General features: G+C 30.2%; 12 protein-coding genes and 1 pseudogene. All 13 read right to left on the bottom strand.

The window, feature by feature from the left end; translation table 11 throughout:
• Positions 1-2142 (bottom strand): Tex family protein, encoded by a 2142-nt coding sequence (locus ACTG48_RS01300; protein WP_479917891.1) that lies wholly within the window; start codon positions 2140-2142, stop codon positions 1-3.
• Positions 2143-2285: 143 nt separating this feature from the next.
• Positions 2286-3393 (bottom strand): peptide chain release factor 2 gene (gene prfB / locus ACTG48_RS01295; RefSeq protein ID WP_479917890.1). Its coding sequence is split into 2 segments (ribosomal slippage): positions 2286-3317 and positions 3319-3393, totalling 1107 coding nucleotides; the frame shifts between segments, so codons are not numbered across the junction.
• A gap of 14 nt (positions 3394-3407) precedes the next feature.
• Positions 3408-6083 (bottom strand): preprotein translocase subunit SecA, encoded by a 2676-nt coding sequence (gene secA / locus ACTG48_RS01290; protein WP_021382567.1) that lies wholly within the window; start codon positions 6081-6083, stop codon positions 3408-3410.
• Between the two features lie 131 nt (positions 6084-6214).
• Positions 6215-6766: a ribosome hibernation-promoting factor, HPF/YfiA family gene (hpf, locus tag ACTG48_RS01285; RefSeq protein ID WP_021382565.1), complete on the bottom strand. Its 552-nt coding sequence runs from the start codon at positions 6764-6766 to the stop codon at positions 6215-6217.
• 550 nt (positions 6767-7316) lie between these two features.
• Complete coding sequence (locus ACTG48_RS01280) at positions 7317-7991, bottom strand: copper homeostasis protein CutC (RefSeq protein ID WP_479917889.1); 675 nt, start codon at positions 7989-7991, stop codon at positions 7317-7319.
• Positions 7992-7993: 2 nt separating this feature from the next.
• A pseudogene (locus tag ACTG48_RS01275) lies at positions 7994-8230 on the bottom strand (M20/M25/M40 family metallo-hydrolase); the annotation flags it as partial.
• Positions 8231-8365: 135 nt separating this feature from the next.
• Positions 8366-9475: an IS200/IS605 family element RNA-guided endonuclease TnpB gene (gene tnpB / locus ACTG48_RS01270; RefSeq protein WP_479917888.1), complete on the bottom strand. Its 1110-nt coding sequence runs from the start codon at positions 9473-9475 to the stop codon at positions 8366-8368.
• Positions 9476-10096: 621 nt separating this feature from the next.
• Positions 10097-10906, bottom strand: coding sequence for a Sapep family Mn(2+)-dependent dipeptidase (locus tag ACTG48_RS01265; RefSeq protein ID WP_479917887.1), 810 nt, complete (start codon positions 10904-10906; stop codon positions 10097-10099).
• A 46-nt stretch (positions 10907-10952) separates the two neighbouring features.
• Positions 10953-11912: a glycosylasparaginase gene (locus tag ACTG48_RS01260; protein WP_479917886.1), complete on the bottom strand. Its 960-nt coding sequence runs from the start codon at positions 11910-11912 to the stop codon at positions 10953-10955.
• A gap of 92 nt (positions 11913-12004) precedes the next feature.
• Complete coding sequence (locus ACTG48_RS01255; protein WP_021382556.1) at positions 12005-12523, bottom strand: GrdB-related putative oxidoreductase; 519 nt, start codon at positions 12521-12523, stop codon at positions 12005-12007.
• A 10-nt stretch (positions 12524-12533) separates the two neighbouring features.
• Positions 12534-13868, bottom strand: a complete 1335-nt coding sequence (celB, locus tag ACTG48_RS01250; RefSeq protein WP_021382538.1) for a PTS cellobiose transporter subunit IIC — start codon at positions 13866-13868, stop codon at positions 12534-12536.
• Between the two features lie 38 nt (positions 13869-13906).
• Positions 13907-14233 carry a PTS sugar transporter subunit IIB gene (locus ACTG48_RS01245; RefSeq protein WP_479917885.1) on the bottom strand — a complete coding sequence of 109 codons (327 nt, stop codon included), beginning with the start codon at positions 14231-14233 and terminating at the stop codon, positions 13907-13909.
• Positions 14234-14258: 25 nt separating this feature from the next.
• Positions 14259-14567: a PTS lactose/cellobiose transporter subunit IIA gene (locus tag ACTG48_RS01240; RefSeq protein WP_021382549.1), complete on the bottom strand. Its 309-nt coding sequence runs from the start codon at positions 14565-14567 to the stop codon at positions 14259-14261.
• Between the last annotated feature and the right edge of the window lie 5 nt (positions 14568-14572).

Raw genomic sequence — 14572 nt, 5'->3', positions numbered from 1 at the left:
TTATTTTTTCATTGATAAAGCTACTCTTTTTTTGTTTAAGTCAATTCCAATAACTTTTACATCAACTATATCTCCTACTGTAACAATACTCATAGGGTCTTTTACAAAGCTATTACTCATTTCTGATTTATGAACTAACCCATCATTTTTTATTCCAATATCTACAAATGCACCAAAATCTACAACATTTCTAATTGTACCTTTTAAAGACATGCCTTCTTGTATATCTTCAATTTTTAAGACATCAGTTCTAAGAATAGGTTTTATTCCTTCTTCTCTTGGGTCTCTTCCTGGCTTTTTAATTTCAGCTATAATATCTCTTAAAGTAACTTGACCTACTTCTAGCTTTTCACTTAATTCTTTTAGACCAATCTCTTTTATTTTCTCATCTATTTCTTCTATATTTTTATTTTTTATATCATCTAGAGAATACCCTATTATCTCAATCATTTTTTTACATATATCGTAACTTTCAGGATGCACACCTGTATTATCTAGTGGGTTTTTACCATCTAAGATTCTCATAAATCCAGCACATTGAGTGAATGCTTGAGGTCCAAGTCGTTTTACTTTTTTCAGTTGTACTCTCGATGTAAAATCTCCATTTTCTTCTCTATATGCTATTATGTTTTTTGCAATAGCTTTACTTATTCCTGCAATATGTTCTAATAGAGAGTATGATGCTGTATTTAAATCTACTCCAACACTATTTACAGAATCTTCAACAACACCATCTAATACTTCTTCTAGTCTTTTTTTATTTAAATCATGCTGATATTGACCTACACCAATACTTTTAGGGTCTATTTTTACAAGCTCTGCTAATGGGTCTTGTAATCTTCTAGCTATAGATATAGCTCCTCTTATTGATACATTTATATCTGGATGTTCTTCATTTGCAAGTTCAGATGCTGAATAGACAGAGGCTCCAGCCTCACTAACTATAACATATTGTACTTCCCTATCTATCTCTTTTATCATTTCTGATACAAAAGTTTCTGATTCTCTAGATGCAGTACCATTACCTATTGAAATTATATCTATATCGTATTTTTCAATCAATCCTTTTAAAACTTTCTTTGCCCCTTCCACATCATTTTGAGGGTCTGTTGGGTATACTGTTGTATAATCTAATAGTTTACCATTTTTATCTACTATAGCTATTTTACATCCTGTTCTAAATGCAGGGTCAAATCCCATAACTACTTTGTCTTTAACTGGTGGTTGAAGCAATAAACTTTTAACATTTTTTCCAAATACACTTATAGCTCTTTCTTGAGCTATTTCTGTTAAATGATTTCTTATTTCTCTTTCTATTGATGGAAAAATTAATCTTTTATAAGAATCTTCTATTGAGCTTACGATTTCTTCCTTATTTTTGAAATTTTTATCATTTACATATTCATTTATTATGTAATTTAAAACTTTATCATTATTTATTTCTAACTTAACTTTTAAGAAGTTCTCTTTTTCTCCTCGATTTATTGCCAAGACTCTATGTGGAGCCATGCTCTTTACTGCTTCATTATAATCATAATACATATCATAAACTGATTTCTCATCAGTAGAGCTTTTGCTAACTATCATGCCTTCTCTTAATGCTAATTCTCTTATATATTTTCTAATCTTAGCATCATCTGAAACTAATTCTGCAATTATATCTCTAGCTCCTTTTAATGCATCTTCAACAGAAAGAACTTCTTTCTCCTCATCTATATAATTCTTTGCTTCTACTTCTATACTATCTAGATTATTCTCTAGTATTGACAATGCTAAATTTTCTAATCCCTTTTCTTTAGCTATTGTTGCTCTAGTTCTTTTCTTTTGTTTATATGGAGCATAGATATCTTCTACTTCTTGTAATGTCTTTGCTTTTTCTATATTTTTTGTTATTTCATCTGTTAACTTGCCTTGCTCATCTATTAGTCTAACTACATCATCTTTTCTACTTTGAAGGTTTCTTAAGTACATCAATTTTTCATGAAATTCTCTTAGTGTAACATCACTCATCTCACCAGTCATTTCTTTTCTGTACCTAGCTATAAATGGTATTGTATTACCCTCATCAATAAGTTTTAATGTATTATTTATTTGCTCATCTCTAAGATTAAATTCTTTTTTTAAGATTTGATTTATATCCAATTTTTTCACTCCTAATGTTAGTTTTTTCATAAGTATAATAAACAGAACGAAGGCTGAGGGTTGTCGTCCTCAGCCTAAGTGCTGTAAGTGCATAGTAAGCACTAACCTTCTTATACATATATCTTAATTACAGTGCATATTTATTAAACTGTTTTATTCATTTTTAAGTATTCATTAATAAATAGGTCTATATTTCCATTCATTACACTGTCTACATTTCCAAACTCAGCATTTGTTCTATGGTCTTTAACCAATTTATATGGCTGAAAAACATACGACCTAATTTGACTACCCCATGTTATTTGTGAATATTTTCCTTGTATATCTTCTATTTTTTCCTTTTGTTCCAATTCTTTTAGTTCTATCAGTTTTGCCATCAAAAATCTCATAGCTCTATCTTTATTTAGATGCTGAGACCTCTCATTTTGACACTGAACTACTACACCTGTAGGAACATGTGTTATTCTAACTGCTGAATCAGTTGTATTTACATGCTGCCCCCCAGCTCCAGACGCTCTATATGTGTCTATCTTTAAATCTGATGGATTAATTTCTACTTCTATATTCTCATCTAACTCTGGTGTTACATCTATAGATGCAAATGAAGTATGTCTTTTTCCTGATGGGTCAAATGGAGATATTCTCACCAACCTATGAACCCCTTTTTCACTCTTTAAGTATCCATAAGCGTTTGTTCCTTCTACAAGGATTGTAGCTGTCTTTATCCCAGCTTCAGGGTCTGATATTATATCTAAAAGCTTAACTTTATAACCCTTTCCTTCTGACCATCTTATATACATTCTCAAAAGCATCTGAGCCCAATCTTGAGCATCCAAACCGCCAGTACCAGCGTTTATAGATAATATAGCATTATTTTTATCATACTCTCCACTTAGAAGAGTTTTTATTTTAATTTCAGATAATTTTTCCTCTATTGATTCTATGGACTTTTCTATATCCTTTTCTACAGAGTCATCCTCTTCCTCTAGACCTATTTCAATCAATACTTCTATATCTTCTAATAAATTTTTTAAACTTTCATATTCTTCTAGTGTCTCTTTTAAAGATTTATTTTCTTGAAGTACTCTTTGAGCGAATTCATTATCGTTCCAAAAGTCTTGTTTGTTCATCTTTTCTTCATTAATTTGTATTTTTTCCATCAATGAAGCTATGTCAAAGAGAAACCCTCAATTCTTCTAAATTTGAAGCTATCTGCTCCACACTATGTCTATACTCTTGTATCTTTAACATTTAATCCTCCAAGATTATCTACCACAACAGTTTTTATATTTTTTACCACTTCCACAAGGACATAAGTCATTTCTTCCAACTTTTTCATCTTTTTTAACCGTTTTGCTTGTTGGAAGCGTTCCATCTGATGGCGAAGATAGATTCTCAACATCTACAACTGCTTTTCTTTCAACTGGAGTTTCTATTGTTATATTAAATAAATATCTTACAGTATCTTCTTTGATATGTTTATTCATTTCATCAAACATGTCAAAACCTTCCATTTTATAAGCAATAACCGGGTCTTGCTGACCTACAGCACGAAGCCCGATACCTTGACGTAATTGGTCCATAGCATCTATATGGTCTATCCAATGGTTATCAACAGCTTGAAGTAAGATTACTCTCTCAACCTCTCTCATTCTTTCATAGCCTACTTGTTCTTCTTTTGAAGTGTATATCTTCATAGCTATTTCATAAACTTTCTCTGTTATTTCAACTGGATTAAGCTTTTCTATTTCTGGTATTTCTATGCTACCTTTTGGTAAGAACAGATTATACATATGCTCTTTAAATCCGTCTTCATCAAACCCTTTATCTTGTGTATAAAGAGTCACTGCCTCTTCGATTATAGAATGAGTCATTGATTGTATTTGTTCTTGTAAATCTTCACCCTCTAATACACGTTTTCTTTCTGCATATATTATTTCTCTTTGTTTATTCATAACATCATCATATTGAAGTACATGTTTTCTTATTCCAAAGTTTTTACCTTCGACTTTCTTTTGTGCTCCTTCAATAGATTTAGATAATATTCTATGTTCTATCGGCATATCTTCTTCAAGGCCTATTTTATCTACAATTCCAGATATCCTATCACTTCCAAACAATCTCATAAGGTCATCATCAAGACCTATATAAAATCTTGAACTACCTGGGTCACCTTGACGACCAGCACGACCTCTCAACTGGTTATCTATTCTTCGAGATTCATGTCTCTCTGTACCAATTATAGCAAGTCCACCTGCTTCTACAACTTGTTTTTGTTCTTCTTGTGTTTGTTGTTTAAACTTTTCAAATAGTTTTTCATACTCTGCTCTAGCTTCAAATAGAGTTTCATTCCCTTTTACAGGTATCCCTTCTATTGGAGTATCTACTCTGTTTACTATTTCCTCTTTAAATCCATTTCTTCTCATTTCTCTCTTAGTTAAGAAATCCGGGTTTCCACCTAGAACTATATCTGTACCACGACCAGCCATATTAGTAGCTATTGTAACAGCTCCAAGTCTACCAGCTTGTGCTATTATCTCTGCTTCTTTATCATGATGTTTAGCATTTAATACTTCATGTTTAATGCCTTTTTTCTTTAGTATTTGTGATAATAATTCTGACTTTTCTATTGATACTGTCCCTACAAGTATTGGCTGATTAACTTTATGTCTTTCAATTATCTCTTGTGCTACAGCATTGAATTTACCTATTTCACTTTTGTATACAGAATCTGGTAAATCTTCTCTTATCATAAGTTTATTGGTAGGTACTTGGAAAACATCCATTTTATAGATTGCTTTAAACTCTTCTTCTTCTGTTTTTGCTGTACCAGTCATACCAGAAAGTTTTTTATACATTCTAAAGTAGTTTTGGAATGTTACAGTAGCTAGTGTTTTAGATTCTCTTTGTATTTTAAGACCTTCTTTAGCTTCTATTGCTTGATGTAAACCTTCTGAATATCTTCTACCAAACATAAGTCTACCAGTAAACTCATCAACTATTACTATTTCTCCATCTTTAGCAACATAATCAACATCTTTCTTCATTATTACATGTGCTCTTAAAGCTTGATTTATATGATGATATAACTCTGTATGAGATATATCTGTTATGTTGTCAACGTTAAAATATACTTCTGCCTTTTGTATACCTGATGCTGTTAGAGATACCGCCTTATCTTTTTCTTCTAATTCGTAATCATCTGGTTTTAGAGTTAACACAAATGTATTTGCATCTGAATATAAGTGAGTTGATTTGTCGCCAGGTCCAGATATGATAAGTGGTGTTCTAGCTTCATCTATTAGTATAGAGTCAACCTCATCCACTATAGCATAATTTAATCCTCTTTGAACTCTTTGCTCTTTGTGTATTACCATATTGTCCTTTAAGTAGTCAAATCCGTACTCATTATTTGTACCATAAGTTATATCGCAATCATATTGCTCTTTTCTAACTTTTGGATTTTGACCATGCACAATAACGCCTACACTCATTCCTAAAAATTCATATATTTTTGCCATTTGGTCTCTATCACGTTTTGCAAGGTAATCATTTACTGTTACAACATGTACACCTTTTCCTGTAAGGGCATTCAAATAAACAGGAGCAGTTGCAACCAAAGTTTTACCTTCACCTGTTTTCATCTCGGCTATTCTTCCTTGATGTAACACTATACCTCCAACCATTTGGACTCTATAGTGTCTAAGTCCTAACACTCTCTTAGAAACTTCTCTAACTACTGCAAAAGCTTCTGGAAGTATATCATCTATACTTTCATTATTTGCTAATCTTTCTTTAAATATATTTGTCATATTTTTAAGTTCCGAGTCTGCCATAGATTCAAATTTAGGTTCTAATGAATCTATTATATCAACAGTTTTATTGAACTTTTTTAATTCTTTTTTATCTGCCATGTTGAATAAATTATCCATAAAGCTCATATTTTACATCTCTCCTCGTTCTTTATTGTACTATTATTCATTTTACCATAAAAACTATACTTTTAATATTAATTTAAAAAGCTATCGATAATTTATTTATCGATAGCTAATATGATTAAATCTAAATTGCTTTATTCATGTTCTATTATACCATATCCACCATTATGACGCTTATAAACTACTGCTATTTCATCTGAATCTATATTCTTGAACATGTAAAAATCATGTCCTATTAACTCCATCTGTAATACAGCTTCTTCTTCGCTCATTGGCTTAACACTAAATTTCTTACGTCTTTGAATTACTAATTCTTGATTTTCATCTTCATAGTCCACTTGATCATCAGCTAGATTTATTTCTGCATCTTGGAATCTTATACTCTTGTTGTCTTTATGTTTATCTTGTAATCTCTTTTTATATTTTTTTAATTGTTTACTTAATTTATCATATACAACATCTATAGCTGTGTATAAATTTTCCTGCATATCTTCTGCTCTAATTATAGGTCCATTTACAGTAGCTATTGTTACCTCTATTTTTTGTCTTGCTTTTTTAGCACTTACTGTAACTTTTACATCAGTGTCTGGATGAATGTAATTATCTAACTTACTTAGTTTGCTTTCGATTTTACTTTTTATTGCATCAGTTAATTCGATTTGTTTTCCAGATATAATTATGTTCATAAGTACATCTCCCTTCAATTATGCCAGTATAAGAAAATTTATACTTTAGTAATATATTCTACACGAACTCTCATAATCCTCTTTTTATTATTAACTTTTATGATTTTTTCTATTCAATTGATAGAATTATTTCTCATTTTTAGTTATCTTAATACTCATGTGGATTAATATTATCACAACTACCTGTGGATAATGTGGATAAAACTGTTAATAACTCTTGTTTTTGTTTATTTAAAGCTATTTTTACTACTATTTCTATCCACAAATATCTCCATTAATTGTTTATTAATATGTGAATTCATGTCATAAGTTGGTAATTTTAGGAAATTATATGTATTATATGCCGTTTATCTTTTATAAATTTTTTATAAATATAAACCCTCTAAAACCTCCATATCCTATTTTTTCTTTCATTATTAGTATTCAAGACTATATAAAAGTAATAAACCACTTACAACAATAATTTCATGCTTAATACCTATTATCATGCATATACCCAAATTATAATTAACTCACACTCTTTATTTAGGTTTAGTATTTTATGTTTATACTATCTTGAAATCATATTTACGAGCTTTTTAAGTTTTTGTCTATCTATATCTTCAAAAGGATTGTTATTTATTCTAATAGCTGTACCAAAATGAAAATTGCTTGCTTTAGTTGATTCTTTTATCTTCTCTATATTATTGAAATTAAGTCCCCCACCTAAAAGAATTTTTATATGATTAGAACCAAACATCATATTCTTTATTATTTGTATGTTATCAACTATACTTCCCCTTCCACCTGATGTTAATATATTTGTAATTTTATCATAATCCTTCAAAATTTTGATACTATCCATTATATTTGATTCATCTATAGCTCTATGAAATGTAACATCAAGATTATCGCAACATTCCAATAAAACATTTAAATTTTTTTCATCTATGTTATTATCTTTATCTAACATACCAAATACAACTCCATTAGCACCAATCTCTTTAATTATACTTATATCTTTTTGCATTATGCCTATATCTTCCTCACTATAAATAAAACTTTTTGCATGATGTCTTATCATTACGTTCACAGGTATCTTTACACTATTAACAACCCTTTCTATAAGACCAAAGCTTGGTGTCAATCCACCTTCAGTTAAAGCACTAACTAACTCTATTCTATCTGCGCCACAATCTTCTATGATTTTAGCGTCTTCTACTGTCATTCCTATTATCTCTAACATAATTACTCCTTTGCCAATTCATATATTGCGTTTGCAAATATCTTTGCATTTAAAATTATATCTTCTATGTCCATATATTCATCAGGATTATGAGCTATTCCTTTTTGTCCTGGAAATGAAGGTCCAAATGGGACTATATTTGGCATTACTTTTGCATATGTACCTCCATTAGTTGTTACTGGAGTCCCATCTAATAATGTTACTCTTTCATAAGCTAGCTGAAGCTTTTTAATAAGCTTACTCTCTTTCTGAACCTCCCATGACTAAAGTCACAGGATTCCTGCTTCATAGAATTTTGCATACTAAAATATGTCTTACAAACTCTCCACAGGCTATCCCCGTAGTTCCTATGGTTCTTACATAAGTTATTTATTTTAAATTGTTATTAGTCTTAATCCTTCTTTTAATATATTTATACTTGCATTTATATCTCTATCATGAGTTTCATTACAACAAGGACAAATCCATTCTCTTATATTTAAATTCTTCATTTCCTCGTTTTTGTACCCACATTTATTACATATTTGTGAACTTGCAAAGAATTTACCTACCTTTACAATTTGTCTACCATACCAATTAGCCTTGTATTCTAATTGACGAATAAATTCTGACCATGACACATCAGAAATTAAGCGAGATAATTTACGATTTCTAGTCATATTCTTTACTTGTAAATCTTCTATGCAAATAATATCATTCTCTCGTATTAATTTAGTAGATAGTTTTTGTAGAAAATCCTTCCTTTGATTAGCTATATGTTCTTGAAGTCTTGCAACTTTTAATCTTGCTTTATTTCTATTTAAACTACCAATTGTTTTTCTCGATAATTCTCTTTGTAATTTAGCAAGTTTGTTTAATGACTTTTGAAGATACTTAGGATTTTCTATAAATTCTCCACAACTTGAGATACAAAATTCTTTAATTCCTAAATCTAAACCTATCTGATTATTAGTGTTTTCAAATGCTTCAATATCTATATCAGTACAACATAATGATACATAATATTTACCACTTGGTTCTTTGGATACTGTAGCATTAAATATTCTCCCTTGAGGTACTTGTTTATCCCTTACTTTAACCATACCAAGTTTAGGTAATTTTATATATTGACTAAAGTACATAATATTTCCATTTGTAAAGTTAGTTCTATATGAAAATCTATTAGTTTTCTTTGATTTAAATTTAGGAAATCCTGCATTTTCTTTAAAGAATTTTTTATATGCGTTTTCTAAATCTTTTAAGGTATTTTGTAGTGAAAATTTGTCAGGTTCTTTAAGCCACTCTAATTCTCTTTTTAAATTGGTCAAATCAGAACTGCACTGTTTATAAGTAAAAGTTTCTTTATTATTTTCATAAACTTCTATTTTTTTAGCAAGATACTTATTATATACAAATCTACAACATCCAAAAGTTTTGTTAATTAACTCTTGCTGTTTTTTATTTGGATACATTCTAAACTTATAAGCTTTTTCCACTACTATCACCTCACTTTAATTGTTTTTTATGATTATTAATATACATATCCGAGTAACTTCTATTTTTCATCACCCATTATAATATTAACAAACGTAATTATTTAAAACAATTATTTGGAAGGTTTTTATATTTATTTTTAAATAACATATTTAAGAACCGTAAGTCCTAATTTTTATCATTTTTGAGGTTGTCGTTCACATAAGTTCGCTACTACCTATGCAGTTCTCTTATGAACTTCTTACACTTTCATGCAAGCACAGACTATATCTTATCCTTCGGCATTATCCGTTAAGGTCTACCCACTTCCACTACCAATAGCTTGTAGTGTACTTCCCTCAAGAGGAATAGTCGTTGAAGTTTCTCCTACTTAGGAGCTTACCTGCTGATTGCCCATTTTAAAGTACTTAGGGTTTAACCTTATACCATCTAACCAATTTTTTCTACTTTCGTAACTTTCACACTTAGGTTTATTTCATCCTTATGTTTTAGTTTGGTTAGCTTTAGGGGTTTCCAGCAATTCAAGTAGTATTGGATAGGTTCTATCCTATCTCTACATATAAGTTTCCCTATATGCTGACTATTTTAGCTACTAATTCACGACTAAAGTCACAAGTGTGCGTAGCTATTTTTCAATCAAAATATACTGGATTAAAATTAGAAATTACTTCTATCTCAATGCTACTTGGAAAACTGCATCTTATTTCATCTAACACATTTCTTAGTTTATAGCTAAAATCATATTTTATCTTTATATCTAATATAATATCACCATCTTTTTTACTTAACTCTTTATATGTAACAATCACATTTTCAGATAGGTTTTCTATAAAACCTAAGAATGTGTCTTCTTCATAGATGTTTTTACTTTTGATTCTAATCCTTGCCATTCCTTTTTCACCATATACAACAGGATACTTACAGTCTGGTGTAAATCCCATAAGAGGGGCTTTTTCTTTTTCTAAATAATATGGTATATCTTCAAATCCACTTTCTTCATTTGTACCAAATATTATCCTAACTTTTTTATCTAGTTTTAAATCCAATTCTTTAATAGCATACAATCCATATAAAGCAGATATTATGGGTCCTTTATTATCTAATACCCCTCTACCATAAATTCTCCCATTGGCTTTTTCCCCTTCATAAGGCTGATACTCCCAACCTTCGCCTTCATGTACAACATCTACATGACCAATTACACAAACATAATCTTCACTCTCTCCATATTCTGCATACCCAATATAATTATCTAAATTTCTAACCTTAAATCCCAATTTTTCTGAAATTTCTAATGCTTTATTAAGTGCTTTACCTACTTTTTCACCAAAAGGGAAGCCATTTTCTGACTCCCCTTTTACACTAGGTATTTTTACAATATCTATAATATCACTTAATAAATCTTCTTTTAATTCATCTACTTTATTATTTATGATATTCATAAAAATCTCCTTATTATAAAAAACTCTACTTTATTATATGACTGATTTATTCTTTCACTTCTATTGGAGCTTTTATTCTAGCTTCATATGCTTCCATCCATTCATTTGATATAACCTTATGTGTAGTCTTACCATCTACTCTATTTGAAATATAGACTGTAGGAGCCTCTTCCTCAGTTACTACTGAAAAAGTAAAGTCTGCTATGTTTGTAGCTACTCCCCATTCTCCCTTATTATTCATGGCAACTAATGATAAATCACCAGCTTTTCCTCTTCTTTTAATAAGTTGTTCATCCAATTCATTTACTGCTATATCACAAGCTTCTTGTGGATGCTTACCTTCTTTCATAAGTCTAACTATCTCATAAGATATACATCCCTTCATTAGGTCTTCTCCTAGACCAGTAGCTGTAGCTCCTCCTATACTACTATCAACAAAAAATCCCGAACCAGATAGTGCAGAATCTCCTATTCTGCCTCTTTTTTTCATAAATAATCCACTCGTTGAAGTAGCTGCACACATCTTACCATTTTTGTCTAAAGATATCATGCCAACAGTATCATGACCAGCATATGGGCTTAACCCCTTGTCTAGAGTTTCTTTTTTTCTCTTTTTATAATGCAACTTTGCTCTATCAGTCAACATATTTTTTCTTTCAAATCCATTTTTATGAGCATATTCTTCAGCACCTATTCCAACCAAGAAATTATTTACCTTCTCATAACTTAACTTTCTAGCTATACTTACAGGATTAGAATAATCCCTTATACCAGCAACTGCCCCAATATCTAATGTATTACCATCCATAAATGCAGCATCAAGCTCTACCTCACAGTTTTCATTTGGAAGTCCTCCATAGCCAACTGATTTATAGAATGGATAATCTTCAACTCTTCTTACAGCAAGTTCTACGGCATCTCCTGCTTCCATACCTTTTTCTAAACGCTCTGATGCCTCAGTTATACCTTCTAGAGCCATTCTCCATGTCGCTATCATTCCCCACATGTCAAAATTCCCCTCCTTATTATATAGATTTTACTAATCTATTTTTATTATAAATAGTGTATTATTTAAGTTTGTTAACATTAGAACACTAATTAATAACAAAACTCTTCTTTCATCAAAGTTATATCCTCTTTATTTGCCATTGATTTTGCTAATTTACATATGTTGTTTAGTGAATCATTAAGTCCAATTCCACCTTTTTTTGGCGTCTTAACTATGCATATATCATTTTTATATTCGTTTATTATATCTATATTTTCTTCTGACATAGCTGCAAATGCTGATATATTAGTCTTATCATTTATATTTTTACATAATATAGCTGACATCTTAGAAAAATTTTCATAATTAAAACTTGGTCCACAAATTACTACATCAGGGTTTAATTTTTTTACCATTGCTATCATTTTGTTTGTTACATCCTCTTCGTTATTTATAAAAAATTCGTCTCCACAAAATAATGTAGCTATTACTTTAGACTCATCTAAAAATGGTTCCATCATTATACCTGGACCTAATGGGCTTGATTTTCCAGCAGGAGGTATATTGTTTTTTTCTTTTCCTCCAGCACCAGCTTGTATTTGGTCCAATATCATAACTATTTTTTTCATAATCTTCCTCCTATAATACTAAATCATCAAAAGATATATCATCATCTTCCTCTTCAACATTTGTCTTTTCTTCTTTCAAATATTGTCTATCTAGCATTTTTATAAATGGCATATACATAAATATTCCTAGTACAAGAAGTGCTAATTGTAAAACAGCCCCTTGCCATCCTGTTGTTAGAAAGCCAGAGAATATAATTGGAGTTGTCCATGGTAATTGAACTCCATTTGTAAGTGGCACTAAACCTGCTGACATACAGAAATAAGCTATTATTATATTTATTGTTGGAACTATTGCAAATGGTATCAATAATATTGGGTTAAGCATTATTGGTAGACCAAATATCAATGGTTCATTTATACCAAATATTCCTGGTAAAATTGACAATTTCCCCATTGATTTTATACGTTTACTTTTACATATTAATAACATAGCTATAACTAATGATAATGTACTACCTGCTCCTCCAAATGTTGCAAACATATCTTGGAATTGACCAGTTATTATGTTTGGTATTTTTGAACCAGCTTGGAAGGCAGCTAAATTTTCAGCTGATAAAATTTTTAATATAGGATTATACACAGCTCCAACAACACTGCTTCCATTTATTCCAAAGAACCAGAATAAGTGTAAGAATATGTAGGCGATTGCCATTGCACCTAAGCTATTTCCTAGTTTTAATAATGGCATCTGTAAAAATTTAAATATAAATTCATGTATACTTCCATATGGTGTAGCTTCAAAGGCTATCTTAACTAAAAAGAAGACTATCATAACTATTGCACTTGGTATTAACGCAGCAAATGATTTTGATACAGTTGGAGGAACTCCATCTGGCATTTTTAATGTCCATCCTTTTTTGACAACTGCTGCAAACAATTTTACAGAAGTTATTGCTGTTATCATACCTACAAACATTCCTTTAGAACCCATCCACCCTAGTGGTATACCTGTTACCATATAGACTGATGTTGTTCCATCTGGTGTATATGGTATCACAAATGGTGTTACTATAAAAAAAGCAACTATTGCAACTGCCGCTGATGCTATTGGGTCTACATCTATTTGTTTTGCATAAGAATATCCAATTCCTAAAACTGCAAGTAGAGTCATTACTTCAAATGTTGCTACAGTTGGTTGTTGTAATTTGACAGCCCAATCTGAACCAAAAATTTGACCTACAAATTCATCCCATCCTTTTATCGGAAAATTTGCTACTAATAAAAATAATGAACCTATTATTAATAATGGTGATGATACTAAAAAACCATCTCTAATTGCAATTAATAATTTATTTTTACCTATTTTCTCAGCCAATGGCATAAGTATTCTTTCCAATTTATTCATCTATCCACCCTCATTTCCAATTATTTTCTATTATGATTCTATGCTTGTTTAGATTTTATTAACTTTATAGCAAGTTTTAATACTTTTTCCCCATTCATAGTTCCATAATCAGCTTCATTTATTATATCTATAGGTTTACCTTGAGTTTCAAACTTTGGTTTTAATTCCTTTAACATGTACTTAACTTGTGGTCCTAATAATATACAATCTGGATTCTTTTCTTCAACTATTTTATCAATTTCTGCGATTGGGAATGCTTCTACTTCTATTGGTAAATTATGCTCATCTGCTACCTTCTGCATCTTACCTGCAAGCAAACTTGTTGACATTCCAAAACTACAAAATAAATATACTTTTCTTTTCATTCTTTTAAATCCCCCTTAATTCTTTTTATTTTAATTTTTGAATTTCTTTTCTTAATATAATCATTTCTTTTATAAGATTTCTCTCACTCATACAAGTCATCAAATGGTCTTGAGAGTGAATTAATAAGATAGATATATCTGACTTATTTCCTCCAGCTTCCTTTTGTATAAGTTCAGTTTGTACTTTATGTGCTTTTAAGATTTCTTCGTTTGCACTTTCAACTAATTCATCTGCCTTTTTAAAATCGTTTTCCTTTGAACAGTTAAGAGCTTCATAAAGCATGGATTTTGCATTACCAGCATGAATTATAATCTTTAAAACTATTTCTTCCATTTTTT

This window comes from Clostridioides sp. LIBA-6822, from assembly GCF_056688955.1.
The sequence above is the reverse complement of the archived record's forward strand: the minus strand, read 5'-3'. Positions and strand labels throughout refer to the sequence as shown.

Excerpts from the sequence above, each read along its gene's own strand:
- ACTG48_RS01260 (WP_479917886.1), bottom strand. The coding sequence starts at position 11,912 with ATGTGGGGAATGATAGCGACATGGAGAATGGCTCTAGAAGGTATAACT.
- celB (WP_021382538.1), bottom strand. The coding sequence starts at position 13,868 with ATGAATAAATTGGAAAGAATACTTATGCCATTGGCTGAGAAAATAGGT.
- ACTG48_RS01265 (WP_479917887.1), bottom strand. The coding sequence starts at position 10,906 with ATGAATATCATAAATAATAAAGTAGATGAATTAAAAGAAGATTTATTA.
- ACTG48_RS01255 (WP_021382556.1), bottom strand. The coding sequence starts at position 12,523 with ATGAAAAAAATAGTTATGATATTGGACCAAATACAAGCTGGTGCTGGA.
- hpf (WP_021382565.1), bottom strand. The coding sequence starts at position 6,766 with ATGAACATAATTATATCTGGAAAACAAATCGAATTAACTGATGCAATA.
- ACTG48_RS01240 (WP_021382549.1), bottom strand. The coding sequence starts at position 14,567 with ATGGAAGAAATAGTTTTAAAGATTATAATTCATGCTGGTAATGCAAAA.
- secA (WP_021382567.1), bottom strand. The coding sequence starts at position 6,083 with ATGAGCTTTATGGATAATTTATTCAACATGGCAGATAAAAAAGAATTA.
- ACTG48_RS01280 (WP_479917889.1), bottom strand. The coding sequence starts at position 7,991 with ATGTTAGAGATAATAGGAATGACAGTAGAAGACGCTAAAATCATAGAA.
- ACTG48_RS01245 (WP_479917885.1), bottom strand. The coding sequence starts at position 14,233 with ATGAAAAGAAAAGTATATTTATTTTGTAGTTTTGGAATGTCAACAAGT.